The following is a 25,417-nucleotide window of genomic DNA, read 5'->3' on the forward strand; positions in this document are numbered from 1 at the left end:
GGTTGTCGAATCATAACAATGATTCTTGAATCAGTAGGTTTCCATTGTTCTAATTCTGAGTGTAAGAGGTGTTTCTATGAATAAATTATTGGCCATGTTGATCTTAGGATTGAGCTTTAGTGGTGCTGCGCTCATTCTTTCTGTCCCTTTGTTATTCAAATCCAAACTAGAACAATCTGGGCTGATGTTTGCTGCAGGATCAGCAGGCGCTTTCACAGTATTTGCTGTCTCATGCCTAGTGCTTCGAAAGCAATTCAATCGCTAAAAAACCTAAACAAAATCCACCGTCATGAACAGTGGAGATTTGTTTAGGTTTTTGTGATTTTTTAATATGAATTTAAAGAATGTGGTATAAGCTGACACCGATACTGAGAGCGAATAAAACAAGTGCAGGGATTGCTTTTTTAAAGGGATCTTTGGCCAATACGATCAGAGTAAATGCAGCTGCCAGCATCGTACCTCCTAACAATAAGCCTGATAATAATGCTAATGTTGGGATCCATATGCCAGCTAGCATTCCAGCAGCGCCTATTAACTCAAGAGCCCCCGTTAAAATATTGAAAAATGCGGGTAAACCAAATCGTTTGAACTCTTCTGCCATTTTTCCAGATATGATTTTCGTTCCTGTGAGGAAAAAGAAAACAGCCAATACAATTTGTAGAATAAGAATGAAAATAGTGATCACATCTTTCTAAGTTATTTGACCAGAAAGGGTCGCTTAATGGACACCGGTTTCTGGGGCCATCTTGATAAAATCTCACTCCTACACTGAATGGATGAAATTTATATGTCGTAGCATATATCATGCAAAAATAGAGGTTGTTTCTACCTTACAGATTTATCAAGATGGATAGTCTGAATAGAATAATTTGTTTAAAAGTAATTTTAATTGTTCAATCTCTTCATCGCTTAATTGATTTGTCACAGTTCGATGTGCATCCATGACAACAGGAAGAATCGCCTTTTTGATCTCGTCCCCTTTTTCTGTTAAAAACAGGTGATGAGAGCGCCGGTCTTGTTCATTATAGATTTTTTTGACAAGTCCTTTTCGTTCCATTGACTGGATCATTCTTACGACAGTGGTTTGATTTTTATCAATGCCTTCTGCCAATTCTTTTTGAGTCGAGCCTTTTTCACGGCTAAGAATACTAATAATACTCCACTGCTCTGGTGTAACACCGTATGGCTTTAACCTATTCGTAAAATAATTCGTCATTTTCACATCAGTGCGATGAACGAGATAACCTATTAAATCATGTAACTTCATGTAAACACCCTCTAATCATTTTATATGCTATAGCATTTATATTAGTGGAGCGGTTAAACATTGTCAAATTGTCTACATGTTATGCTTAAAATCAATTCCTGACATGATATACGGCAATGTTGATTTGATAAATTCTTCTGAAGATATGTGCGAACTATTTTTTCTCCACTCAACAGAAGCTCCGTGAATTCCCCAGCTTAAAAAAACAGCCGTGACCTTCAACACTTGCTTTTCGACATTTGTATATTGATTCACTAACAACTGATAAAAAATAATTTCAAGCTGTTCTCGAACAATTGGAGCAAGTTCAGTTTCATATTCTACTTGGCAGCGGTTATGAAGAGATTGTTGGAAACTGGCTAGCGCTTTAAAAATATTCATCATTGTATCTTCATCTAGTTTACTATTGTTAAAATTGATACTTTCTAAATTAATCGACAATACTTCTGAGAGTGTTTTATCTAATAAATCGTATTTATCCTCAAAATGATAATAAAACGTGGCTCGGTTAATCATGGCTTCTGCTGTCACATCTTTCACCGTAATATCCTTAAATTCCTTTTTCGATGAAAGCTTCATGAAAGACTCCATGATTAATTTGTGTGTTCTTAATACACGCGGATCTGTCTTTGGCTGCGTCATCTTCTTCCCCCTTTCTTTTTAAACACATGCTTGAATCTGTCGGATATACAACAAATTGAAGAAATTATTGGTGTTGATCTCACTCATTCTGTCTTAAGATTCAATTGTAAAGCAAATGATGACTTGATTCAAACAACTGATCAGGACACATTTTTTCCTGAAAAATTGAGGAGGAAATAACTTGAAAAACAATGACATGTTTTGTGATTTAGAAACTGGTGTATGCGGTGTAGGTGAAGAAGATATTCAGGTCATTGACTTTCACCAACCTAAAAAAAACATTACGCTCTACTATGTAACAGATCCGATTTGTTCTCATTGCTGGGCAATTGAACCTGTCCTGCGCCGATTTAAAGAGCAATACGGACATTATTTTCATTTCCAGACTGTGTTAGGTGGATTGCTAGAGAAATGGCATGACGGTCCAATAGATCCCGCAAACGGAATTTATAAGCCTGCGGATGTTGCGGATCACTGGAGAGAAGTCGGAGAACATTCTCGCATGCCAATTGATGGGTCCTTAATGATCGACAATCCTGTTCAATCCTCCTACCCGTCCTCGCGTGTGTTCAAAGTGATTCAAAAACATCACGGTGATGAACAAGCTTATACGTTTTTACGCCGTGCAAGAGAAGCACTATTTGCATTCAATCAAAATATATCTGATATTACGGTTTTGATTGATATCGTCAACAACCTTGGATTGAACGGAGATGAGATTTTACATGAAGCGGAGCTCCCTAGCGGACAAGACTTATTAAATCAAGATTTTGCTCTTGTTCGAGACCTCGGTGCAAGAGGTTTTCCGACCATCATCTTCGTCAATGAAGAAAATAAAGGAGTTAAAATCACGGGTGGTCGACCATTAGACGTCTATGTGGATGGATTAAAGCAAGCTTTAAACACAGAAGAGCTTCAACCGAAAAAGCTACCAGCGGTTTCTGCCTTACTCGAAAAAGAAAAATGTCTATTCTCTAAAGAGATTGAAGTGATGTACGATATTGATCAATCGGGTGTGCAGACTTTTATGGAGAAAGAACTTTCACAAGTACCGTTTCATATGAAAGAAGCTCTAGGAGAACAGTATTTCACAACTTCAACATAAGGAGAATGGCGATGGCTTACGTATTACGAGTGGATTTTAAGATGAATGGCCCTTTCGGAGATGAATTGGCAAAAGAGTTTTCTGATTTAGCGAGAAGTATTAATGAAGAGGATGGGTTCATATGGAAGATATGGACGGAGAATCCTGAGAAAAATGAGGCTGGCGGAATTTATTTATTTGAAACAAAAGAAGAAGCTCAAACATATCTCGATATGCATTCTAAAAGAATCACTAGCTTTGGCATAACAGACATCAATGCGAAAATCTTTGACATAAATTCTGAGCTGACTCATATCACAAAAGGTCCATTAAAAACGCATTAAGATTAACACACGAAAAAAGAGCGGTTGTTGACTGCTCTTTTTTCTTATGAATGAAGTATGATATTTAACTTTAAACCGATTCATTAAAAGGTTAGGATCAGCAGTTTCTCCTAGCTCACTTGTTGCTTGTTTTTTTAATTAAGTCTACACCATCATATGATAGGGTTTCTACATGTGTAGCCTTTTGCAGGATGTAATGATCAAAAAACGTCTTCGTATAGTCCGTCACAAGATGATGCATCTCTAATGCATCTCTTGTGCCTCTAAGTTCCTCATCTACACCGGTAAACACGATGTCACAGTAATCTAAATGTGCAGCACCATCAACAGTGAAATAATAGGTTTCCATGCTATTGTTATCACCAATGATCGCATTCATATTATAATTCGGTTCAGAAAACAGGAGCAAAAAGGGTTTATTGAGGTCGCTGTCGAGAAGGCCAAATGCACCACTATCTAAGCCAGCCCCGCAGACAAACCGGTCGTCATCCCGGCAAACCATAACCGCTGTAGGTCCGCCATAAGAATGTCCAGCGATACCCATGCCAGTGTCGAGTAGCAGTCTGTCATGAAAAATGAACTTCCATTCTCCAGAGTTTAGTTTGTGAAGATGATCGGCTACGTACCTTACATCTTCTGCCTGTCGTTCACTATATCTTGTTAACTCGTTAATGATTGGCAAGGAAAGGATGTTACGGCACATCTCAATAGCCGTTTCATCGTCAGGGCGCATATTCATCTTACCTGCCAGTGTTATCATCTCTGGATCTTCAGAAAACGCCTTAATGACTTCCGAAAAACCCTTTGATACATTCAACAGCTTCCCATCTTTCCGTTTGTACATGGTGCTATCCTGATGGCCGATACTGACGACAACATACCCTTGGCTTGCCATATCTGTACAGATGGCTGTCCCCCATTCAGGTGAACCACCCCCGCCGCAAACATAGAATACCACTGGATAGCGCTCTTCCTTCCGAGAAAGAGCCAGATCGTCATAACAATGCGTTTTGATATCGATAGAGAAGAACTTTATTTCCTTCAAATACTCAGTGACAAGCGGCTGGTCATGAAGCATTTCGTAGACTTCAGGAAACATGTATGTGGATGGAGTCTTTCCTTCACTGCTATCAGATGGATAGTACATAAATGCGGTCAGTTCTCTTTTGGATTGATCTGATGCCGTATACTCAAAATCCATCTGGATTCGGCCGACTATGTAGCTACCGATTGGTTCTGGAAATGTGTCATACCTTTTCATTCTTTTATGCCCCTTTCATCATGAAAATGAATATCGGTTCTTTGCTGGCTGAGTATCGTATTGTGATATAATCTTGAGTCAAAGACAAGCGCTAAGAGAAAATGAACTTGCTGAATGGACATCATGATGGTGAAAAATTTCTGAAGAAATGATAGGGTGATAGCGATGAGAAGACTTGAGTCTGGTATATCAGTAGACAACGAAACATTTTCTGATGTTGCCAGGTATGAAAACGAAACAATTAGCAGAACGACAATCATCAACTCAAATATTCGTTCTCCTATTTTTTGGAGCTGTCACTTGGATCATCTTGTATTTGATACGTGTGATCTGACGAATGCGAGATTTTTTGCCGGTAGTACGATTGATCATTGTACTTTTAGTCATTCAGACTTGCGCTCTGTGGGCATTGGCAAAAACGAAGCCGTCTTCACCAATTGCGAATTTTCTTCCTGCGATATGAGGGGAATGACATTGGAGAATGCTACGTTTATCGATTGTACTTTCTCTAATTGTAGATTCAATGACCGTGTTTTACAGGCAGCGAACATCGTCAATTGTACCTTTGCTGGTAAGCTAATAGATATAACGTTTGAGGGAAATGGCAAACAAAAGCTGATCGCCAATTTTGAAAACTGCACCCTTGATGGTGTTCGTTTTATAGGCTGTGACCTAGCGGCATGTATTCCGCCAGCATCCAAAAACCATTTATATGTTGAATATGTATCTGCACGTGTGAAAAAGGCCTTAGAGAAGATAGATGATGATCCTACTCTGTCTGACCATGATCGGAAAATACTAGTGCGGAGTCTGCGGAAGCTTGAACAAATGGAACAGTATATTTTTAACACGAAATATATGGAGAAAATACATGGGGCCGCTTTTGTTGAACGCTTTTTCAGTCATCTTGGATGTAGCAAGGATCACATGTAGCGTTTGCTACATCTCTTTTCCTATTAATTCTATATCTTCTTGTGATAGATCAAACGTTTTCATCGCGTTCCCCCTTTCACTTCACTGCTCGTATGTATTATACCAAACATGAGGTGATGAACTGAATGGGGAAAAAACAGCCTATGATTGTACATATCATCATCTTCTTATCCTTTTTTATAGCTTCACTCTCCTTTACTAACCAGCCAAAAGACCGTTTAATCTGTAGTGAATTGCCATTCTGAATGTATTTCATATTCAATTGAAAAAGGCTGCTTTTAAGTAAGCAGCCTTTTCGCCTATTTACATCAGAACATGTACCCTTTCTAGGTGTGAACTGAATCCCTAACGATTGATCACTTGAATGATTTTCTTCAGAGCATCTGCCGCTTCTGGAATTGGCATGACAACAAACACATGTAGCATTTCAGGATAAACAAAGGTTTTGATGTCCATCCCTTGTTCCGATAGTTTTTCATCGAGCTTTATGGCATCTGGATATAACATATCATGTGTTCCGATAAAATGAGTGATCTTCCCGAGCCCTTTAAAGTCACCGTAAATCGGACTAATCAATGGGTCTGTGAGACTTTGATCAGCTGCCCACATTTTTGTGATGACTTCCATTCCTTCATGACCTAGAATCGGGTCCTTTTTTGCATATTCAAATATGAGAGGGTTGCTCATGCTCATATCCACACACGCAGATAGTAACACGATATCCTTTGGCTGCGGCAGATCCTCTTTCTTTAAAAGGTGCGCAAGACCAAGTGAGATGTTTCCGCCAGCTGAATCTCCCATGATCGTCAATTGATTGGCACTTCCAGCAGTTTTCAGAAGGTCTTTATATAGGTTAAGAATTTTCGGATACGTATCCTGGTTGCTATAATGAGGCACTTTTGGGTAAATAGGGGCGACTACTTTCGCACCTAGTGATTGCGCCATTTTATCCATGAACCACCAATGGACATTCAAAGGATGATTTGTCCACGCGCCACCATGTAGATAGAGAATGACTTTTTGATTTTGTGATGCTTGTTCATTCAATGTGAAAACTTGCATGCCTTCGAATGTCTGCTCTTGTACCTCACTGATTAACTTCACATCCTCCCCAATGGCATAAGGCTGCGTATTTTCAATTCCTTTTTGCTCAAGAAATTTTTTTGTCTGTTCGATACTAGAAAAACTCTCTTTATTACTTTGCGAAGCGAATAATGTTTCAAATTGAATACTTTCTTTAGAACGTTCACCATGATACATTTCTACGCTCATTTTTTTCTCTCCTTCACTCAATAGGTTTATTGATCATCCTGCTTTGGAACACGAAATGATTCCAGGTAGACTTGTACTTTTTTTTCAGGGGTTTTTAATAAGTTAGATAAAAGGTCTTGAATGAGACGAAGTCTTTTAATTTTCTTTTCAATTTCTTCATGTTTAAGATGGACAATTTGTCTTAGGGTATCAAGGTCTATGTCTTGACTTAGCATGTCCATAATTTCAGCTATTTCCTTTAATGAATAACCGAGCGTTTTCGCATCTTTGATCAATTGAATTTTCACAACATAGTCGTCTGTATAGAATCTGTAACCGTTTGAACGTCGTCTTGGAGCAGGTAATATGTTGTGCTCTTCATAGTAACGAATTGCGGCAGGACTTACTCCTGTTTTTTTGGCAAGTTCTCCTCTAGTCATCAACTCCATCGTTACTCCTTTTTTATTATTTTGTTTTACTATATGTACATTATAAAGGTTGAACTATACTTCAAGGTCAAGGTGAAACATTTTTCGGCCAACTTTTGTTATCAAATGATTGTAGCGAAGAGATCTCTAGTGCTTGCTATGACATAATTGAGGTTACTTTTCGGTAAACAAAAAAACACCATCGCACCCGGCCAATTAAGGCGGATGCAATGGTGTCATCATCATTCCATCTGGATTATGATAAATCTTCCCCATTTGTTTCAATCACTTTTTTGTACCAGTAGAAGGAATCTTTTTTGTAACGATTTAATGTCCCATTCCCTCTGTCGTCTTGATCTACATAGATCAAACCATAGCGTTTACTCATTTGAGATGTTCCGCAGCTAATTAAGTCAATACAACCCCATGGTGTATACCCCATTAAGTCGACACCTTCTTTGACTGCTTCTTTCATCTGTTCAATATGTTGTTTTAAATAATCAATTCGATAATCGTCGTGAATTTCTCTGTCTGGTGTCAATGTATCTCTTGCGCCAAGTCCGTTTTCACAAACAAATAAAGGTTTTTGGTATCTGTCATACAGTTTAATTAATGAAATGCGCAGACCCATTGGATCAATTGGCCAATCCCATTGTGATAACTCCAAATGCTCATTTTTAATTGGACTATCAAATGTACCCGCTAGCTCGGCTGCATCTTCTCGCGCTTCTGCTACGTGGGACATATAGTAGCTGATCGCCACAAAATCAACGATGCCCTCTTTCAAAATTTGCTCATCCTGCTCTTCGATATCAAGTTTGATGTCGTTGTCAGCAAAATATTTCACCATGTATGTTGGATATTCACCTCTAGCTTGAACATCCGGATAGAACATATTCAATTGGTTCGATTTTACCGCTTGCAGCTGGTCCTCTGGTTTCGTTGTTTTTGCATAGGCTTCAATTTGGTTAATCATACAGCCAATTTGTGCATGTGGAATGATTTCTTTTGCAGCCTTCACTGTGAGAGCGCTGGCGATAAATTGGTGATGTGATGCTTGATACGCAGCCTGTAATTTATGGTCTACTAGGTCCTCTAAAATTCCAGCACCGGTGTAAAGGCTGTTGAGGTTCATATTCATTTCATTGAATGTAATCCAATACTTCACTTTATTTTTATATCTTTCTAAAATGGCGCGAGCATATTTTTCAAACAACGGGACAAGCTCTCTACTCATCCAGCCATTATATTTCTCTGTTAAAGTAATCGGCATTTCATAGTGAGACATCGTGACTAGCGGTTCAATTCCATATTTCGCACACTCATCAAATACGTTATCGTAAAAAGCCAATCCTTCTTCGTTCGGCTTGTCTTCTAAACCAGTTGGAAAGATTCTTGCCCATGAAATAGACAAGCGAAACACTTTAAAGCCCATCTCTGCAAATAGTGCAATATCCTCTTCATATCGATGGTAAAAATCGATTCCGCGTCTTTTCGGGAAATCAAATTCATCGGGTTGTTCCTTGTATCTTGTTAATTCAGCTGAACTCACATCGAAAGTAAAGTTGTTCACTTTTCCTTTTTCATAAGGATCTTTATATGCAGCAAAGTCTGACGTCGACAGGCCCTTGCCACCTTCTAAGTATGCGCCTTCTATTTGATTGGCAGCAGTTGCGCCACCCCATAAAAAATCATCTGAAAATCCTTTTTTTACATTCTTCATTTCAATCATCCCTTCTCTTTATATTAGTGAATAAGCATTAAGAGCTTATTTTGACCTGCGGTGACATGAGCGTCACCTGTATGAATCACATCAAGGTATTGCGTTGAATTTGTGACGATAATAGGTGTCACTACATCTAAATGGTTTGATTGAATTCCTTCTATATCAAACGATAATAAATGATCCCCCGTCTTCATCTCATCGCCCTCTTTTACCAGTACATCAAAGAATTGGCCATTTAGGCTGACGGTATCAATCCCCACGTGGATCAATAATTCAATCCCATCATCTGAAACGAGTCCGATGGCATGTTTAGTAGGTGTAACAGTCACTACTTTGCCTGAGAACGGTGCTTGTACCACCCCCTTATCAGGCAAAATTGCGACTCCCTTCCCCATCATTTCACTTGAGAACACGGAATCATTCACTTCAGATAAAGGAATGACCTTTCCACTCATAGGTGCTTGAACTTCATAAGGGTTTGTTTGCTTAGACATTTGTTGATTCTCTGTACTCTCAGTGTGATTTCGCTTTTCTGCTGCTTGCTCGTTAGCGGCCGTGACAGACTCCTGAAATCCAAGGAGAATGGTGATGAGAAGTGACACGATGAAGCTAAGGGCGATTCCAATCAGAGCCAGCTGAAAATTATTTGTCCCTTTCATAATGTAAGTTGGCAGTGAAGTAATGCCTGGGATCGAAAAGGCTGTCGTTTTAACTGAAAATAAACCGTAAAAACATCCACCGACTGCGCCGCCAATTAATGAAGCATAAAAAGGTTTTTTTAGTCTAAGTGTGACTCCATAAATGGCTGGTTCTGTGATCCCGAAGAAACTAGGAAGCAATGTTGAAAGTGCTAAAGACCTTGTTTCTACCCGCTTGGTGCGGATGATGACACCTAACACAGCGCCTGCTTGTGCCATATTCGCAATGAAATTCATCGGAAGCAGCATGATATCGTAACCCACTTTTTCAAAGCTGGCTAACGTGCTTGGGAAGAATGCGTAATGCATTCCAGTTAACACAATGAGTGGCATAAGGCCTCCCATTAATAAACCGGCAATCGGACCAGCGAAATTGAACAAAGAAGTGAAAAAGATTTCTAAATATTGCCCAGAAACGTTCCCAATAGGAGCGATAAAAGCCAGTGTAAGAGGAGCCGTGATCATCAGGCTCAGTACCGGTGTAAATACGATACTTAAGGATTTTGGGATCGCTTTTGTTATCCACTTATCGACAAAACTTAGTAATAGCACACCTAAAATAATTGGTAATACAGAAGATGTGTAATTATTTAGTGGAATACTTAACCCTAAAAAACTTAACGGGTCTGCTCCTTTTGCTGCACCTTCGATCATCGTTGGATATAGTAAAATCCCTGCTAATGCGAGTGCGAGAGATTCTCGCGTTTTAAATTTCTTCGCTGCCGAATAAGCAATGAGGAAAGGTAAAAAGTAAAAGACAGCATTTGAAAAAATTTGAAGTACTTGATAGGTAGAGCTTGTCTCCGTCAGCCAGCCTAAGCTAACGAACAGTGCCATGATCCCTTTGATCAATCCACTACCAACAATCGCTGGCAAAATAGGTGTGAAAATCCCGCTGATCACATCGAATACGACTTCAATTGGGTTCATTTTTGACGTGTTTTTAACAGGAGCAGAATCATTGCTACTATGACCGGCCAGATGATCGATTTCCTCATAAACCTCTGCTACCTTTGCTCCAATAATGACTTGGAACTGTCCACTTTGGAATTGAGCACCTAAGCAACCATCTAATGTTTTCAGCTCATCTACTTTTACCTGACTTTCATCGTTGAGATTAAATCTTAGCCGTGTGATACAATGCCAACTTTGAGATATATTTTCGGTTCCACCGATTAATTTCACAATTTTTCCAGCCAATTCTTTGTTTTCCATGCTTTCACCCCTTCATTTTCACAAAAAAAACCTAAACAAAATCCACCATAGAAAAGATCATTCTTTCTCATGGAGATTTGTTTAGGTTAATGCTTTTTCATAACACGCCTAAAAGAAATCATTTATTTTTTTGGTGTTCCTTTGTGATTCTCTCAATATGGATGACTAAAAAAACAAGTTCGTCTTCTGTCACATTCCAATTGAATTCTCGTTTTAACATTTCTTTGATGATCAATCCGCAGGCATAACTCTTCATATAACGATCCTGTATTAATTCTTTTAACGAGTCATCCATCTGCTGCGGTGGTTGGTTGGTTTCCTGCCTGACAATAAAATATCTCAAGTGGGTAATAAACCTCGAATAATTAATGGATGATTTATCCAATATCATCTCGAAAATATTTTGAATGATTTTGACGATTTCTTTCGTGAGGTGAGTCATCTTAATGGTGTCTCCCATAGACTGACCATCTATTTGAGCGTTTACAAAATGCAGGGCAATGAGTGAAGCTTCAGTATCTTCAAAAGAAATGCCCATCATCTTTTGAATAATTGTCAGTGCTTTTTTCCCGACTTGATATTCTTGAAAATAGAGATGTGGAATTTCCCACACAATGGGGTTTTCATACGCCATTTTTTCTTCGTGCCTTTGAATAGCGAAGGTGAGATGATCGGATAGCGAAAAGAGCGCGCTGGAACCTAACTTCTTATTCAACATCTCTTCGCCTACGCGAATGATTTTTTCAGTTAATAAAAGGATATCAGTTGGGATAGCGGCAAGTTGAGATTCTAATGGAGACGTCTGATCAGAATAAAATGTCTTACTGACAGCGCTCTCATCAAGTGTATCACCTTTCTTCTTTTTAAAACCTATTCCTGTTCCAAACACAACGACTTCATTTTGAGCCTCTGTTAGAGCTAATACGATATTATTATTTAAAACTTTAACGACGGTGAACATCCTCATCCCACCTTACCTAAAATGCTAAAAAAAGCATAAAAAAACACCAAAATCTCAGCAAACAACGTACAAATGTACAATCTGTTTACCTGACTTGGTGGTGCCTGATCATATCAGTAACACTCCTGCATCGGTTACGACTTTATTTTAAATAGAGGAATGACCAAAGTCAACTATTTTTTTCTGGAAAAAATAGATTGAAATACCCAGAATCATTTTATCTTTCCTTGTCTTTTTACAGTTTAACATATTTAAGGTTGCTGTAAGGTTCGGATTAATACAAGTTAAGGTTGAGGTTGTACAATGGGTTTGTAAGGAATTGAGGGATGAGTCAAATGGTCCCCTCTTCTAAATCAATCATAGAGGTGAAAAGCTTTGAGAGAAAATAAAATTTTGTCTTCATTATGTTACTTCAGTATCTTTTTTGCACCGTTTCTATTTCCGATTATCGTTTATTTCTTAGGAAAAGACGAAGTGAAATACCATGCGAAAAAATCACTATGGACACATATTATTCCTTATTTGATTTTCGGTCTTGGTATTGCCGGTTCAGGTTTACTTGGCATGAACGATATCAGTCATGCTGGTCCGTTCTTAATTGCAACGTATGCTGTGACATTCCTTGTGGCGATCTACTTCTTCATTTGGAACATTGTAAAAGGCATAAAAGTGTTTTCAGAATAAGAGTTAGAAAAAACGGTTCTGTGATTGAGCAGAACCGTTTTTTTGTATGTCCGTTTAAGCGGGTAATTGGATATCAATCGTTGTTCCTTCTCCTATCATACTTTGTATTGTAATATCTCCCCCGTGTTTTTGGATGATATCTTTTGCAATCGCCATTCCAAGACCTGAGCCTGCATGTGTCCCTCCAGTATTCGTCCCTCTATAGTAGCGGTCAAACACTTTTTCTAGCTCTGCCTCTTCAATTCCTTTGCCGTTGTCTTGAATTGTGATGTGGGTATGTTCTTTTTGTTCAAGCTGTACAATGATTTTCACATCAGCATCATTGTGAACAAGGGCATTTAAAATGAGATTGGTGACCGCTCTTCGTATGAGGATCGTATCAATATTCAGCATGAGCTTGTCTACATTCGTTTGTAGCTCAATGGTCTGATCTGCATATCTCGAATCGTTGAGGATATCAATTAACGTTTCACGCAGCAATGGCACAATGTTCACAAGCTCTTTATGCAACATCACGTCGTTATTTTTCAGCCTTGTTGTTAAATTTAGATCCTCCATCACATCTTTGATGTACAGTGATTTATTCTCTATGATGCTGGCATAATGTCTAATGTCTTGATTTGAAAGAGGATAATTTGGATCTTTCATGATTTCTGCATAGCCTTGAATAGAGGATAATGGTGTTTTAATATCATGAGAAATATGACTGATCCACTCTTCCCGCATTTGCTCTAATTTGTCTTTTTCTTTTTGGCTTGAAGCGAGCTGCTCTGATAAGTGATTGACATTATAGAACACATCTTTATATATCCCCTTCGTTGGCAGCTTCGTCGTATAATCTCCGTTTGCGAGCCTCTGGATGCCATAAATGGCACGGCCGAGCGGTTTGATGAGTTGCCGGCTGAATAAGTATCCAATGAATAAGGCAATGATGGCATCAATCGATAATAAAATCATCGTCCCGATATTGAATTGCGATATTAATTCTTTCGTATCAAAAGAAAATAAATATTTTCCGATGGAAGGGTCCTTAAATCCGATGAAATAGCTGTATTCCTTACCCTTTCCATTTTTTCCTCCAGCATAGATCGTCGACATCAATTGCTTATCTTTATATTTATGTAAGTTTACAATTTCTATAGGTGTGTATTTGCTCTTTAAGCCTTTAGGTGCTAGTGCATGATAGACGTCTTGTCCATTTTCGTCTACTATTTGAATCCACGCATTTTGTTGTTTTAAGGCTTGCTGTCCTTCTTTACTCACAGTGATATTTTGATCAGACAAGGTTATGTATTGTTCAAATGTTCTTGTGAAGGTTTCCGGCGTATTTTCTTCGTTTTGCTGACTGCTTGCTTGTAGTACAAGCCATATCATGAATCCAAATAAGTTAATAAAGACCGTGATAATAGTCACGATAATGACAGAGACCATGTATCTGCCTGTTAATCGCCATTTCATCTTTACGCATCCTTTACAACAAATTTATAGCCAAGCCCTTTGACCGTCACGAGAAATTCCGGTGTAGATGGGGAATGTTCTATTTTTTCCCGCAGTCTTCGTATATGAACCATTACCGTATTATCAGAACCGAAGAAATCCTCTCCCCAAACCGTTTGATAAAGCGTTTCTTTACTGATCACGCGATTCGGATGCTGCAAGAAATAAGTCATTAACATAAGTTCTTTCGGAGTGAGCTCAATCGCCGCTCCGTTTTTCGTCAGTTCGGCTTGCTGCTCGTTTAACTCAAATGGGCCTTTTTTGATCACGGGCTCCGCTTGAGAAGGCTGTACGTATGATGACCGTCTTAGCTGGGCTTTTACCCGGTAGGCGACTTCTTTTGGACTGAACGGTTTTGTAATGTAATCATCGCCGCCAATGGCAAGTCCTACAATTTTGTCTGATTCCTCTCCCTTTGCTGATAAAAAGATAATCGGAACATGCGAGACATCTCTGATTTGTTTGCAAATATCGTAGCCTTCTCCGTCTGGCAGCATAATATCCAGTATGACGAGATCGGGTTGTTCTTGATGAAATAGCGAGAGCCCATCACGGGCAGTTGAAGCTGTTAACACCTGGTCAATGCCTTCTCTTGTTAATACGGTATGGATTAATTCTAAAATTTCTTTTTCGTCATCTATAATCAATACTTTGCTTTGAACCTTTGGCATGTTGATCACTCTCCTAAAGTCATTGTTATTATTATACCCAAAGTGTTGACGTCGTGAAAAATCAACTTTCTATTTACACAGAAAAAAGCCAATTTTCTTTTTTGATGAGAAAATTGGCTTTTCGTGTTTCTCTAGCGTTTGACCACAAATGTTGTCACACTTTGAGCCGGAAGATGAGCCCAAAATTGATTGCCCGAAATCGTGATATCTGTACCAGGCTGAAGGTTGCTGCTGCCGCTCGTCACCCATCTAGACGCCTGAGAAACAGAGCCATTTTGCACGACGAAGTGTTGATTGACCCCTGCATTGTTTTTATTAATCGCCACAATGACGACCTGATTGTTTCCTTTATAGGCTGAGACGAAAACATTCGATTCAGGGCTTTTCGTTGCATCAATTCTGACGTACCCTGGACGCACAAATTTGGAGAAATGCGCCATGTTGTATCCACGTTTGCTAATCATTCCATCTTCCTTCATAGGACCGTATGATCTCCTAATGTACCACCACACATACGCCTGAAAGTCCCCTTCCACCATTGAATGGTGAATATGCTCTGATACCCCTAATGCCTCAGGCCAGCGGTCCGCTGAATTGTTATCACTATTCGGGTAGTAGACCTCTGTCATCCATAGCTCTTTTCCCCCTCCTTTTTGTTTGAAAAGAGGATACGGAAGCTGACTGATTTGGGTCCCGTATAGATGAGCGCCGAGAATGTCCATATTTCTAAGCGCCTGCGGATCGTTTAAGATAGGATCTGAGATATTCTTAAGGTATTGAAAGGATTCTGGTGCAATCACACGTGCATTAATGGAGCCGGCATTTTCTCTCATGAAACGCAGGATTTCCTGAGGCGTCCACCATGTCCATTCGTGTGCATAATCGGGCTCGTTTTGAACAGAAATCGCATAAAGATTGACTCCGTTGTTCTTCATGTAAGTGACAAAATCATTCAGATGCTGAGCATATGCTGCGTATTGATTGTATTTAAGCCGCTTGGCAGGTGATCCATTCCGGTTAAATGTTTCAACCATACTGCTTGGAGGATTCCAAGGGGAAGCAATGACTAAAGCACCATGCTCGATCGCTCGTTTGGCCGTCGCAACTTCTCTGCTCCAATTGTTTCTGTTTTCGTCTACATATATTCTAAGAACGGAAAACCCTAACTGATTTTGTCCATTGCCAAAGGCGGTTTCCCTTTGTGGCGCTGTCAAGTCACCAATCCAAGCTGGGTGGTTCATTCCGCCAAAACCACGAATCACTTGTCTTTCTGCGTTGAGGTTAATGTTTGCGTCACTGGCTGCTGATACCTCAGCTGCTCCGGGTCCAATGAACATGACAGACAGCATGGTGAAACACACCAATAAAGCAAGCATTGGTTTTTTTATACATGACATCAAATTCCCCACTCCTCTATCAAACATTTAAGCACCTTTATTCTCTACCTTTGAGTAAACTGCCAAGAATCAAATTGGAATAGATTTCCCCCGCCTGTTCCGGTAAAGACAAAAAATACGTTGTGCACACCGGATGCGCCGTTAATCGCTGTTTCTATTTCCCGCCAGTTTTGTGTTCCACCGGTGGAAGGAACATCAAGTGTACCGACCAGTCTGCCGTTTGCGCTGCCAAGGCGTACTTCTATTTTCCCGCCTACTGTCGATGCGACATTGGCTTTAAATGTTCTAGCGCCATTTGAACCAAAGTCTACATTCCCTAAAGCCACCCAATCGCCGTTTTGAATGTTGGTGACATGCTGGTTATTCACTGGTCCTCCTGGTGCTGACGAGGCTTCTGTCAAAATGCGTCCATTCCAAGCGAATGTTTCAGCTTCAACACGTTGATATGGATTCAGATTAGATAGCTGTTTCACTCCTTCATAATTGGCTGCTACTTCTCGAAGGGAGCCATCTGCATTATGCACAAGCTTATTAATATGTGGAGAGCGGTAACCCTTGCCGGCCCCGTATAAAGCAGAGCTAACGGTTTGCGTATGATACACCACATACCACTCATTTTTAAAATTGAACACCGCATGATGGTTGTTACCGCCGCCACCAAAAAAAGCACCCGGATTTTTCAGAAAGTGTCCTTTATACGTGAAGGGTCCCATCGGACTTGAGCTCGTCATATAGCCGATTTCACCAGGTGGTTTATCAGCAGGATGAGAGCCGCCAAAATTGATGCAATAGGAATAGTAATAGGTTCCGTTATACTTATGCATCCCCGAATCTTCAAACATAAAAGGAGCATCAATGGTGGATGCGCTACTGGCCACACTTGTCATATCAGCACCTAGCTTGAGGACTCTTGCTGTTTTAGGATTTGCCCATTGTCCCTGCGTTGGATTGGAACCGCCTGGAACGCCTCCGCCGGCATATAGATAGCCAGTGCCGTCATCATCTACAAATACGGCCGGATCAAAAAGCCATACAACTCCGGACATGCCAGGTGTACTTGGCGTAACGAGCGCTTTTCCAATTGGATCAGTCCATGGGCCAATCGGGCTGTCTGCTGTAAGGACACCTATCCCTCCGCCGCTGTTAGCGAAATAAAGGAAAAATTTATCCTTTCCATTGATCTTCTTTACAGCAGCGGCTGGAGCCCAAGAAGCGCCTGCCCATTTGGCAATGCCTCTGCCGCCATTTGCCCCATTTGCCCCCGCTACTGGAATCGCTCCGTGATCGGTCCAGTTGACCATATCCGCCGAAGAGATGACGAATACTCTATTCAGATTCGCAAATGAATTGTCCTTAATCGTTCCGTTGCTTTGATATTCATAGTCATCACTCGACATATAAAGGTACACTCTTCCGTTATAGGTAAGCGCAAACGGGTCTGCTCCTAAGTGATGGTCAATGAGCGGGTTTGCATTTCCTACTTGCTTGGCAATAGGAGTGCTTGCCGCATTCGCTTCATATACCGGCAAACAACTCAGTACCAAAGTGAAAATCAATAAACAAACGCTGCACTTCATCCTCGTCCTCATCGTGTCATTTCCTCCTGTTTTCATCTTCCTGATATTGGGGTTTAGGCCCAATTTCAAATTATGTTGATGTTTCGTGATGAAGAATGAATACAAAGAATGATTTCTCCCTGTGAATCCCTGTAAAGAGTGCGATGAAAACCCTTACTTTTTAACTAGAAGACAACAAAAAAATGCAGTCTCCATGATGGAGCTGCATTCTTCCTCAATGTTCATTAAATGTAGGCTACATATACCGAGCGGTCACCATTTTCTTTCTTGTGTAAAACTCTACTCCGTCTGTTCCATTGGCGTGCAAGTCTCCGTAGAAGGAGTCTTTCCAGCCGGAAAATGGGAAGAAAGCCATTGGAGCAGGAACACCAATGTTAATGCCTAACATGCCGGCTTCGATGTTTTCACGAAATTCTCTTATGCTTGAAGCGCTGTCTGTGTATAGGCAGGCACCGTTTGCGAATTTTGATTGATTGGACAGGTCGATTGCTTCTGCGAGTGATGAGACACGGACAATGGATAAGACTGGGGCAAAAATCTCGTCCTGCCAAATTTTCATTTGATTTGTGACATGATCAAAGATCGTTGGTCCGACAAAATACCCTTCTCCATTTGTTTCGTTATCTTGTCTGCCATCACGAATCAGGCTTGCGCCTTCTTCAATTCCTGTTTGGATATATTGAAGAGTTCGTTCTTTATGCTCCTTCCGAATGACTGGTCCGAGAAAGACATCTTTATTTATTCCGTTTCCGATGACAAGCTGGTTGGATTCATCGATCAATTGTTGAATCAAGTCGTCCGCCACGTCTTCTTCCACTGCGACAACGGCTGCTGCCATGCAGCGTTCACCTGCTGATCCAAAAGCAGCGCCAATGATTTGTTTTGTGGCCGATTCTAAATCAGCATCTTTCAAGACGATGGAATGATTTTTTGCACCGGCAAGTGCTTGTACACGTTTACCATGTGCTGTCCCTTTTTTATAGACGTATTCTGCGACTGGCTGAGAGCCGACAAACGAAATGGCTTTTACCTTTTCATGTTCAAGCAGACCGTTTACTACATCGTGAGCGCCATTGACAATGTTGAGCACACCTTTTGGAAGTCCCGCTTCTTCAAATAGTTCTGCTAACCGTGCAGCAAGGATTGGCGTCCGTTCTGAAGGCTTTAAAACAAATGTATTTCCGCAAGCGATAGCAAGCGGGAACATCCAGCATGGGACCATCATCGGAAAGTTAAAAGGGGTAATGCCGCCGATGACGCCAATTGGGTAGCGGTACATGCCAGACTCTAGACCAGTCGCAATATCAGGCAGTTGTTTCCCCATCATTAAGGTTGGTGCACCAGCGGCAAATTCCACACATTCAATTCCGCGCTGCACTTCTCCTTTTGCTTCTGTTAAACTTTTTCCGTTTTCAATTGTGACCAGCTCTGCTAGCTCATCCCATTTCTCTACGAGTAACTGTTGGTATTTAAATAAAATACGTGCACGCCTAGGGACAGCTGTTTTAGACCAAGTGGTAAACGCTTCTTGTGCTGCTTGTACTGCACGTTCTACATCCGTTTTCGTTGAAAGTGGTACTTCTGCAATGACTTCGCCAGTAGCCGGGTTATAAACAGCTTCCGTTTGGCTTGTTTCTGCCTCAATCCATTGTCCGCCAATATAATTTTTCAACGTTTGTACATCTGTTCTGGTCATGTTCCCTCTCTCCTCTTTGTTCAGATTGTCATGCTATAAGACGTTTATTTATCGTCATTGTCTCATCTAACGGGAGCTCATCTGTATACACTCTTTGTCAAATCAAACCGCTGTTTTGGTTTACGTTGTGATAAACAGCATTCTCTATGATGAAAGGTCTTTTGCTGTCAGCTCTTGTTTGCCGCAGATTCGTCCCCATTTTAGATCAGTTTGTCTGTGTGTCATATGACATCACGATGCAACCATTTTTGATGCATTGTTGGTTAATTGTTGGTTAACTTTAGAAAATCATAATATTAAAAACGCTTACAGTCAATGATCTTTTTGCTCGATTTCCTGCTTGTTACATAAAAAACCTGATGCGTGGTGCATCAGGTAGAGGCTCGTTCATTTCAGTTATGTGGAAGATGCGACATATTGGTTCGGTTCTTTATAATCTGGCAACATCTCTCCATGTGCTTCAATTAATTCATCACATAATTTGATGGTGTCATCAATCGAAAGTTCAGCGCTTGTATGTGGGTCTAGTAAAGCCGCTTGATAAATATGCTCTTTTTTGCCGCTGATCGCTGCTTCGATCGTCATGAGCTGTGAACTGATGTTGGTCCGGTTGAGTCCAGCCAATTGTTCAGGTATCTCACCGATATAACATGGTATGATGCCGCTTCGATCTGCAACACATGGCACTTCGACACAGGCTTTTTCCGGAAGATTGTGAATGAGTCCTCCTGTGTTCAGTACATTTCCACCAAATTTAAAGGGAACGTTCGTTTCAATCGCTTCAATGATACGTGAACCATATTCTTTAGAGCGCGTATGCGTGATCTGTGTGTTTCCCACAAGGTCATGTTTCATCGTATTCCAATTGTTGATTTGTTCCTCGCAGCGTCTTGGATATTCATCGAGCGGAATGTTAAACTGTCCAATCAGTTCTGGATAACGAGATTTGATAAAATACGGATGATATTCTGCATTGTGCTCTGAGGATTCGGTGACATAGTAGCCGAATTTATCCATTAGTTCAAAACGAACCATATCTGGATGCCGTGTTTTTTGTTTTTCTTTTGCTCTTTTTTTGATTTCTGGATATAAGTCTTGACCGTCCCGTTTCACTTCTAATAACCATGCCATGTGGTTAATGCCGGCAATTTTTTCTTCAATGCCTTCATGGTCCATTTCAAGTGATTGAAATAAATCTTTCGTACACACCTGTACGCTATGGCAAAGACCAACCGTTTGAACCCGAGTATAACGCAGCATAGCGCCAGTCAGTGTGGCCATTGGATTCGTGTAATTTAACAATAAAGCGTGTGGACATACCTCTTCCATATCCTTTGCAAAGTCAAGCATAACAGGAATAGTTCGAAGTGAACGAAAGATGCCGCCGATGCCAACCGTATCAGCAATCGTTTGTCTTAACCCATATTTTTTCGGAATCTCAAAATCAATGACAGTGCTTGGCTGATAGCCTCCAACCTGGATGGCATTGATGACATATTTCGCATCCTTTAAGGCTTCTTTACGATTGTGATAGGACTGGATCGTCACATTTGCAGCGTAGTTTTCTTTTAAGTGCCGCAGCATCGTTTCTGATTCTTTCAGCCGGTTGTGGTCGATATCATATAACGCAAATTCAAAGCCGGCAAGTGCAGGGACAAACAGACAATCTCCTAATATATTTTTAGCAAAGACGGTACTCCCAGCACCGATAAACGTAATTTTTGACATAGACGACTCTCCTTTTTACATCAAGGTGGATTACCCTTTAACAGAGCCTTGAGACAGCCCTGCGATAAAGTATTTTTGCAAAAGTAAAAACATCGTGACCATTGGCAGCATCGCAATGAGAGCAGCGGCGCCAACGAGCTGGAGCTGGTGTTGATTTTGACCAAAGAAATTGGATAAGGCGACTGTAAGTGTATGCATCTCTTTATCTTGCAAGAAGAAGATGGCAAATTGATAGTCGTTCCAAATATACACACAGGCAATAATTAAAACAGAAGCGGTAATCGGCTTCAGCAGCGGAAAAACGACGGTGAAAAAGACTCTAAGTGTTCCCGCGCCATCAATACGGGCTGCTTCTTCAAGCTCCTTTGGAATCGTTGACCGGATAAAGCCTGCGTATAAAAAAATCGTCAGCGGCAAAAAGGCGGCCACATTGTTTAAAATAGCGATTTGATACGTATTCATCATTCCGATTTGAACGACCATTTTATATAGCGGGACAAGAGCTGTGAGCGGTGGAATGACCATAATGGCAATGAATAACACATAAACCGCTTTATTGAGCTTTGTGACCCTTCTTGCGAGCGGATAGGCTGCAAGAGATCCAAGAATGATGAGTAAGACAGCTGAGCTGAACGTAATGATCACTGTATTCAAAAAGGACTGGCCAAGCTGAGCCTCTGTCCATGCCTTGCGAAAATTTTCAAGATGAAGCGTTGTCGGAAACAGCCATTTTGAACTGAAATCTCCTATCCCCTTTAGCGATGTCGTCACTAAGATATAAAATGGGATGAGGTGAAGCAATGTAATCAAAAGTGCGAGTAAGGAGTACCATCTTTTCTTGCGTTTATAGGCGTTATCCATCACACCTCGGTCTCCTTTCGTTTGAAATAAATGAGCGCTGCGACACTTATCACAAGAATGATGACAGCCATGAAGACACCTTGTGTCGCGGCATAGCCTGCATCCTGACGTTTGAAATATAGATCATACATAAAGGTCGACATCGATTGCGAGGAATCTCCAGGTCCGCCGCCAGTGAGTGCCACAATGACATCAAACAGCTTGAGTCCGCCAATGACATTGAGCACTATATTAATGGTGATGGACGGCATTAAAAGCGGCAATGTGATCCGCCTGAATTGCTGGAGGCTTGATGCGCCGTCTAATTGTGCCGCTTCATAATAATCCTTAGGAATACTTTGAAGTCCTGCTAAATAAATGATCATTGCAATTCCGACGAATTGATACGTGTTGACAAGCACAATGATCCATGTGTTTAATTGCGGATTGCCAAGCGCATTTATTTGGTCAAATCCAAAAAGCGTCACCACATCGTTTAAGGCACCGCCTTGATAAGCAAACACAAAATACCAAATATAGCCCATAGCAATCGGACTGATCATGACGGGTAAATAGATCACAGTCCTTGTGATGGCTCTCATCTTTAAGCTTTGATGTAACAAAAGAGCATACCCAAGTCCAATGATATTTTGTAAGATGGTGCTCCCAATTCCGTAAAGAAGTGTGTTTTTGACAACAAGCCATGTGGTAGGGTCTTGAAGCAGCCGTTTGTATTGATCAAGCCCGATCCACTCATAGTTTTGAGAAAAACCGTTCCAATTTGTAAAAGAAAGCTGAATCCCGTTAAAAAAGGGATAAATGATAAAGGTACTGACCACGAGAACAGCTGGCATGTACATCCACCAAAGTGATGAATTTTGGCTTCTTTTCATTTTCTGTTTTGGAAAAGAGGTGAATGCGGCCGCCTGTTTTGCTTTTGTGATGTCACTCATTGGCTTCACTCCTGTTTCAGCATCAGTCGGCTATTGTTTTTTCAAGCGCTTATATTCCTCTTCCATTTTCTTTGATAATTGTTCTGGTGATATGGAGCCTGCTAATAATTCTTGACCGGTCGTTGCCATGACAGCCCACATTCCGCTTGGTAAGTATTTTCGGTCAAAATATGGTTCAATCTTGATATGTTCGTATTGATCGTAAAACGTAGAGTAATAGTTTTTGGCTTTCACTTGCTTTAGTGCAGTTTCAGAGGATGTGCCCTCTGCGATTTTCTTCACATTTTCTGGTTTTGCTAAAAAGTCGATGAATTGTTTTGCTTCTTTTAGATGTTTAGAGTCCTTCCAGGCAGCGACAGTGAATCGTTCTCCGCCAATCCAGCTTTGCTTATCTCCTTCATGAATGGCTGGAACAGGCATCGTACCTACTTTGATCGATTGATTGAGCTCTGTCGCTTCAGGACCTAGAGATCCTCCGACAAAAGTGAAAGCGATTTTATTTTGCGCCATCAGCTCAGGTGCCTGAGACAGTTTCGCTGTGAGGACATCTTTGTTTAAAAGGTCTTGATCCTTTAGCTCCTTCATGAACTGTGCAAGCGGAGTATAGTGAGACCAATCAAACGTTCCGTTTTCAAGTTCTTTTCCGTATTGATGTTTTTGATCGGTGATTAATAAAGGTGTGGCTAGTTCGTCAAAGACCTGGGCGATATTTGAATTATCTCCTCCTGGTATCCAGAGCGGCACAACATCTCCCTTACTCCTTTCTTTGACCGTTTGTAAAGCACTTTTGAGTTCATCAAGTGTTCTAGGTACTTCAATGCCATATTTTTTTAATAGATTGGCATTGAAACTAAGCCCATCCTTCGCTTGATTCAGCGGATAGGCGTACACTTTGCCATCTTTGTCCTTTAAAATCTGGTCGAGTGAAGGATCAAGCTGTTTGACCCAGTCCATCTCCTTTAAATCAGCCACATACTCGCTATATCGCAGTTTGGCCCAGCCATGTGTATCAAATAGGTCAGGCATATCGTTCGCTCCCATTTTGACACGTATCATATCTTCATAGCTGTTGCCAGGGAAATTGGCGTCGATTCGAATATGTTGATGCTCCTTTTCAAAATCACGAATCACTTCTTCAAACGCTTTTCTTTCTCCGCTGTTACTCATCGTCGAAAATAGAGTCAGGGTGACCTTTCCGTTTGCTTCAGAAGCGCCGTTATTGCTGCAAGCAGACAAAATAATGGTCAAGACAAAGGCTACAGTCATCAGTAGCATCATTTTTTTATTCATGGTTTCCTCCTTTTGATCACTGAAAATTCAGACGATTGTTGATAGAATTCCTGCAGTTGCGGAAACAAAAGAAGTCCATTATACTGGAATTCTATTCTTTTCAAAGAGATAAGAGAGCATATCGGTAAGCTTCCTTATGTTCAGCATGATCTGGCCATCATGCTCAGCAGCTTCCTTTCTGCTTTTTTGTCTCTTTTTTGTTTGCTGAAATGCTGTTTCACCCCCTTTCATGGATTAAGCATGTGCTGCCTCTTTCAATGAGCTTCGTGGGCACGACGACTTTTAGAGGGAGTTTTCTTCCGTGTATCCGCTCAAGTAACAGCTTCAGACCGACTTCCCCCATTTCTTCTGTATACACTTTGACTGTTGTGAGCGGCGGGCTTGAAAATGAAGCGGCTTCAATGTCATTAAACCCAACAATGGATACATCTAGAGGCACACGGAGACCCGCTTCATGTAAAGCACGCATAGCACCAATCGCCATAGAGTCACTTCCGATAAAAAAGGCTTCTGGAAGATTTCCTTTTTCGATGGCTTGCTGCATAAGCGTATAGCCTTCTTGCATGGAGTATTCACCAATGTGGATATCATTCATATGAAGACCTCCCGCCTCTTGCATTCTTTTCATAAAAGTCGTTTGTCTTTCGTCTTCAATGACAGCGTTCCCTTCGAAAAAATGTTCTCGTTCTTTTCCGCCGATATAGCCTAGGTGTGTATAGCCGAGAGATTGCAAGTGTCGAATAGCGCGATCAGCCGCTCTTACAAAGTCCACATGTACGCAATCATACAAATCTTCATCCGCATAATGATTGATAAAAACAATGTGCTCCATGCGATTTGTCATTTTTTCAACAGTTTCAGGGCTGATTCGTCCAATGACGATCAAACCGTCTATATCTTTTAGCATCGCACCTTTGTCCATGCTTCTCAGGCGAAATGTATGGAGGGTGGACAGGCCTTGTTTGGCATATTCTTTTTCGATTCCTTTTCGAATGGATGAAAAAAAGGGATCATTTAATTCTTCATCAATGGATTGTGCGACAACGACACCGATGACTGGGGATTCAGATGGATTTTTTCCTTCTGCTTGATCGGCTTTTCTTGCTCTCACTGGGGTATAGTTTAACTTTTTAGCAATGTCGAGGATGTTTTGTCTTGTTGCATGTGAAACGGCTAGCGTTTGGTCGCCATTTAACACACGGGATACAGTGGAAACGGATACTTTTGCATCATGAGCAATATCTTTTAGTGTGGTCATAGGCAAACTCCTCATG

The 25,417-nt window shown here is 40.8% G+C and carries 24 protein-coding genes; 5 read left to right on the forward strand and 19 right to left on the reverse strand.

Annotation, left to right across the window (positions count from 1 at the left end; translation table 11 throughout):
• Nucleotides 1-76: 76 nt before the first annotated feature.
• Nucleotides 77-265 (forward strand): hypothetical protein, encoded by a 189-nt coding sequence (locus C6W18_RS00530; RefSeq protein WP_105925303.1) that lies wholly within the window; start codon nucleotides 77-79, stop codon nucleotides 263-265.
• 72 nt (nucleotides 266-337) lie between these two features.
• Here the strand turns inward: C6W18_RS00530 and C6W18_RS00535 are convergent, their stop codons facing one another.
• The 3 genes from C6W18_RS00535 to C6W18_RS00545 form a co-directional block, all read right to left on the reverse strand.
• Entirely contained in the window at nucleotides 338-685 is a 348-nt protein-coding gene (locus C6W18_RS00535) for a DoxX family protein (RefSeq protein WP_076821624.1), read from the reverse strand.
• Nucleotides 686-841: 156 nt separating this feature from the next.
• Nucleotides 842-1,267, reverse strand: coding sequence for a MarR family winged helix-turn-helix transcriptional regulator (locus tag C6W18_RS00540; RefSeq protein WP_058337221.1), 426 nt, complete (start codon nucleotides 1,265-1,267; stop codon nucleotides 842-844).
• Nucleotides 1,268-1,339: 72 nt separating this feature from the next.
• Nucleotides 1,340-1,909: a TetR/AcrR family transcriptional regulator gene (locus C6W18_RS00545; protein WP_105925305.1), complete on the reverse strand. Its 570-nt coding sequence runs from the start codon at nucleotides 1,907-1,909 to the stop codon at nucleotides 1,340-1,342.
• 181 nt (nucleotides 1,910-2,090) lie between these two features.
• Between C6W18_RS00545 and C6W18_RS00550 the strand changes: the two genes are divergently transcribed.
• Nucleotides 2,091-3,014 (forward strand): DsbA family protein, encoded by a 924-nt coding sequence (locus C6W18_RS00550; protein WP_105925307.1) that lies wholly within the window; start codon nucleotides 2,091-2,093, stop codon nucleotides 3,012-3,014.
• Nucleotides 3,015-3,025: 11 nt separating this feature from the next.
• Nucleotides 3,026-3,337 (forward strand): monooxygenase, encoded by a 312-nt coding sequence (locus C6W18_RS00555; protein ID WP_105925309.1) that lies wholly within the window; start codon nucleotides 3,026-3,028, stop codon nucleotides 3,335-3,337.
• 115 nt (nucleotides 3,338-3,452) lie between these two features.
• Here the strand turns inward: C6W18_RS00555 and C6W18_RS00560 are convergent, their stop codons facing one another.
• On the reverse strand, nucleotides 3,453-4,598 hold the full coding sequence (locus C6W18_RS00560) for an alpha/beta hydrolase (protein ID WP_105925311.1): 1,146 nt from the start codon (nucleotides 4,596-4,598) through the stop codon (nucleotides 3,453-3,455).
• Between the two features lie 165 nt (nucleotides 4,599-4,763).
• Here C6W18_RS00560 and C6W18_RS00565 point away from each other — a divergent pair, with 165 nt between their 5' ends.
• Complete coding sequence (locus tag C6W18_RS00565) at nucleotides 4,764-5,531, forward strand: pentapeptide repeat-containing protein (protein WP_105925313.1); 768 nt, start codon at nucleotides 4,764-4,766, stop codon at nucleotides 5,529-5,531.
• 345 nt (nucleotides 5,532-5,876) lie between these two features.
• On the opposite strand, the gene C6W18_RS00570 is transcribed toward C6W18_RS00565, so the two are convergent.
• The 5 genes from C6W18_RS00570 to C6W18_RS00590 all read right to left on the reverse strand — a co-directional run bounded on the left by C6W18_RS00570 (nucleotide 5,877) and on the right by C6W18_RS00590 (nucleotide 11,810).
• Nucleotides 5,877-6,803 (reverse strand): alpha/beta hydrolase fold domain-containing protein, encoded by a 927-nt coding sequence (locus C6W18_RS00570; RefSeq protein ID WP_105925315.1) that lies wholly within the window; start codon nucleotides 6,801-6,803, stop codon nucleotides 5,877-5,879.
• Between the two features lie 26 nt (nucleotides 6,804-6,829).
• Entirely contained in the window at nucleotides 6,830-7,231 is a 402-nt protein-coding gene (locus C6W18_RS00575) for a MerR family transcriptional regulator (RefSeq protein WP_105925317.1), read from the reverse strand.
• A 235-nt stretch (nucleotides 7,232-7,466) separates the two neighbouring features.
• Nucleotides 7,467-8,933 carry a glycoside hydrolase family 1 protein gene (locus C6W18_RS00580; protein ID WP_164072383.1) on the reverse strand — a complete coding sequence of 489 codons (1,467 nt, stop codon included), beginning with the start codon at nucleotides 8,931-8,933 and terminating at the stop codon, nucleotides 7,467-7,469.
• A 23-nt stretch (nucleotides 8,934-8,956) separates the two neighbouring features.
• Nucleotides 8,957-10,849, reverse strand: a complete 1,893-nt coding sequence (locus C6W18_RS00585) for a beta-glucoside-specific PTS transporter subunit IIABC (RefSeq protein ID WP_105925319.1) — start codon at nucleotides 10,847-10,849, stop codon at nucleotides 8,957-8,959.
• Between the two features lie 118 nt (nucleotides 10,850-10,967).
• A complete protein-coding gene (locus C6W18_RS00590) occupies nucleotides 10,968-11,810 on the reverse strand; it encodes a PRD domain-containing protein (RefSeq protein WP_008343748.1) in 843 nt (280 codons plus the stop codon).
• 375 nt (nucleotides 11,811-12,185) lie between these two features.
• Here C6W18_RS00590 and C6W18_RS00595 point away from each other — a divergent pair, with 375 nt between their 5' ends.
• Complete coding sequence (locus C6W18_RS00595) at nucleotides 12,186-12,494, forward strand: magnetosome magnetite crystal formation protein family (protein ID WP_007499277.1); 309 nt, start codon at nucleotides 12,186-12,188, stop codon at nucleotides 12,492-12,494.
• 54 nt (nucleotides 12,495-12,548) lie between these two features.
• On the opposite strand, the gene C6W18_RS00600 is transcribed toward C6W18_RS00595, so the two are convergent.
• The 10 genes from C6W18_RS00600 to C6W18_RS00645 form a co-directional block, all read right to left on the reverse strand.
• Entirely contained in the window at nucleotides 12,549-13,952 is a 1,404-nt protein-coding gene (locus tag C6W18_RS00600; protein ID WP_105925321.1) for a sensor histidine kinase, read from the reverse strand.
• A gap of 2 nt (nucleotides 13,953-13,954) precedes the next feature.
• Entirely contained in the window at nucleotides 13,955-14,662 is a 708-nt protein-coding gene (locus C6W18_RS00605) for a response regulator transcription factor (RefSeq protein ID WP_105925322.1), read from the reverse strand.
• A gap of 131 nt (nucleotides 14,663-14,793) precedes the next feature.
• Nucleotides 14,794-16,062, reverse strand: coding sequence for a glucuronoarabinoxylan endo-1,4-beta-xylanase XynC (xynC, locus tag C6W18_RS00610; protein ID WP_105925324.1), 1,269 nt, complete (start codon nucleotides 16,060-16,062; stop codon nucleotides 14,794-14,796).
• 41 nt (nucleotides 16,063-16,103) lie between these two features.
• Entirely contained in the window at nucleotides 16,104-17,648 is a 1,545-nt protein-coding gene (locus tag C6W18_RS00615; RefSeq protein WP_035391887.1) for a glycoside hydrolase family 43 protein, read from the reverse strand.
• A 223-nt stretch (nucleotides 17,649-17,871) separates the two neighbouring features.
• Nucleotides 17,872-19,332 (reverse strand): CoA-acylating methylmalonate-semialdehyde dehydrogenase, encoded by a 1,461-nt coding sequence (locus C6W18_RS00620; protein WP_105925326.1) that lies wholly within the window; start codon nucleotides 19,330-19,332, stop codon nucleotides 17,872-17,874.
• Nucleotides 19,333-19,728: 396 nt separating this feature from the next.
• Entirely contained in the window at nucleotides 19,729-21,060 is a 1,332-nt protein-coding gene (melA, locus tag C6W18_RS00625; RefSeq protein ID WP_105925328.1) for an alpha-glucosidase/alpha-galactosidase, read from the reverse strand.
• A 30-nt stretch (nucleotides 21,061-21,090) separates the two neighbouring features.
• Nucleotides 21,091-21,921, reverse strand: a complete 831-nt coding sequence (locus C6W18_RS00630; protein ID WP_105925330.1) for a carbohydrate ABC transporter permease — start codon at nucleotides 21,919-21,921, stop codon at nucleotides 21,091-21,093.
• Complete coding sequence (locus C6W18_RS00635) at nucleotides 21,921-22,853, reverse strand: carbohydrate ABC transporter permease (protein WP_105925332.1); 933 nt, start codon at nucleotides 22,851-22,853, stop codon at nucleotides 21,921-21,923. The genes C6W18_RS00630 and C6W18_RS00635 overlap by 1 nt, the downstream gene beginning before the upstream one ends.
• A gap of 30 nt (nucleotides 22,854-22,883) precedes the next feature.
• A complete protein-coding gene (locus C6W18_RS00640) occupies nucleotides 22,884-24,143 on the reverse strand; it encodes an ABC transporter substrate-binding protein (protein ID WP_105925334.1) in 1,260 nt (419 codons plus the stop codon).
• 217 nt (nucleotides 24,144-24,360) lie between these two features.
• Nucleotides 24,361-25,401: a LacI family DNA-binding transcriptional regulator gene (locus C6W18_RS00645; RefSeq protein ID WP_105925336.1), complete on the reverse strand. Its 1,041-nt coding sequence runs from the start codon at nucleotides 25,399-25,401 to the stop codon at nucleotides 24,361-24,363.
• Nucleotides 25,402-25,417 lie beyond the last annotated feature (16 nt).

Origin of the sequence: Bacillus sp. LLTC93, assembly GCF_002993125.1 — a bacterium.
Classification (GTDB): domain Bacteria; phylum Bacillota; class Bacilli; order Bacillales; family Bacillaceae; genus Bacillus; species Bacillus zhangzhouensis.

What these genes read in the sequence shown, in the direction of transcription:
- C6W18_RS00530 (WP_105925303.1), top strand. Translation starts at nt 77, where the DNA reads ATGAATAAATTATTGGCCATGTTGATCTTAGGATTGAGCTTTAGTGGT.
- C6W18_RS00540 (WP_058337221.1), bottom strand. Translation starts at nt 1,267, where the DNA reads ATGAAGTTACATGATTTAATAGGTTATCTCGTTCATCGCACTGATGTG.
- C6W18_RS00545 (WP_105925305.1), bottom strand. Translation starts at nt 1,909, where the DNA reads ATGACGCAGCCAAAGACAGATCCGCGTGTATTAAGAACACACAAATTA.
- C6W18_RS00555 (WP_105925309.1), top strand. Translation starts at nt 3,026, where the DNA reads ATGGCTTACGTATTACGAGTGGATTTTAAGATGAATGGCCCTTTCGGA.
- C6W18_RS00560 (WP_105925311.1), bottom strand. Translation starts at nt 4,598, where the DNA reads ATGAAAAGGTATGACACATTTCCAGAACCAATCGGTAGCTACATAGTC.
- C6W18_RS00565 (WP_105925313.1), top strand. Translation starts at nt 4,764, where the DNA reads ATGAGAAGACTTGAGTCTGGTATATCAGTAGACAACGAAACATTTTCT.
- C6W18_RS00570 (WP_105925315.1), bottom strand. Translation starts at nt 6,803, where the DNA reads ATGAGCGTAGAAATGTATCATGGTGAACGTTCTAAAGAAAGTATTCAA.
- C6W18_RS00575 (WP_105925317.1), bottom strand. Translation starts at nt 7,231, where the DNA reads ATGGAGTTGATGACTAGAGGAGAACTTGCCAAAAAAACAGGAGTAAGT.
- C6W18_RS00580 (WP_164072383.1), bottom strand. Translation starts at nt 8,933, where the DNA reads ATGAAGAATGTAAAAAAAGGATTTTCAGATGATTTTTTATGGGGTGGC.
- C6W18_RS00585 (WP_105925319.1), bottom strand. Translation starts at nt 10,849, where the DNA reads ATGGAAAACAAAGAATTGGCTGGAAAAATTGTGAAATTAATCGGTGGA.
- C6W18_RS00590 (WP_008343748.1), bottom strand. Translation starts at nt 11,810, where the DNA reads ATGTTCACCGTCGTTAAAGTTTTAAATAATAATATCGTATTAGCTCTA.
- C6W18_RS00600 (WP_105925321.1), bottom strand. Translation starts at nt 13,952, where the DNA reads ATGAAATGGCGATTAACAGGCAGATACATGGTCTCTGTCATTATCGTG.
- C6W18_RS00605 (WP_105925322.1), bottom strand. Translation starts at nt 14,662, where the DNA reads ATGCCAAAGGTTCAAAGCAAAGTATTGATTATAGATGACGAAAAAGAA.
- C6W18_RS00615 (WP_035391887.1), bottom strand. Translation starts at nt 17,648, where the DNA reads ATGAGGACGAGGATGAAGTGCAGCGTTTGTTTATTGATTTTCACTTTG.
- C6W18_RS00620 (WP_105925326.1), bottom strand. Translation starts at nt 19,332, where the DNA reads ATGACCAGAACAGATGTACAAACGTTGAAAAATTATATTGGCGGACAA.
- melA (WP_105925328.1), bottom strand. Translation starts at nt 21,060, where the DNA reads ATGTCAAAAATTACGTTTATCGGTGCTGGGAGTACCGTCTTTGCTAAA.
- C6W18_RS00630 (WP_105925330.1), bottom strand. Translation starts at nt 21,921, where the DNA reads ATGGATAACGCCTATAAACGCAAGAAAAGATGGTACTCCTTACTCGCA.
- C6W18_RS00635 (WP_105925332.1), bottom strand. Translation starts at nt 22,853, where the DNA reads ATGAGTGACATCACAAAAGCAAAACAGGCGGCCGCATTCACCTCTTTT.
- C6W18_RS00640 (WP_105925334.1), bottom strand. Translation starts at nt 24,143, where the DNA reads ATGAATAAAAAAATGATGCTACTGATGACTGTAGCCTTTGTCTTGACC.
- C6W18_RS00645 (WP_105925336.1), bottom strand. Translation starts at nt 25,401, where the DNA reads ATGACCACACTAAAAGATATTGCTCATGATGCAAAAGTATCCGTTTCC.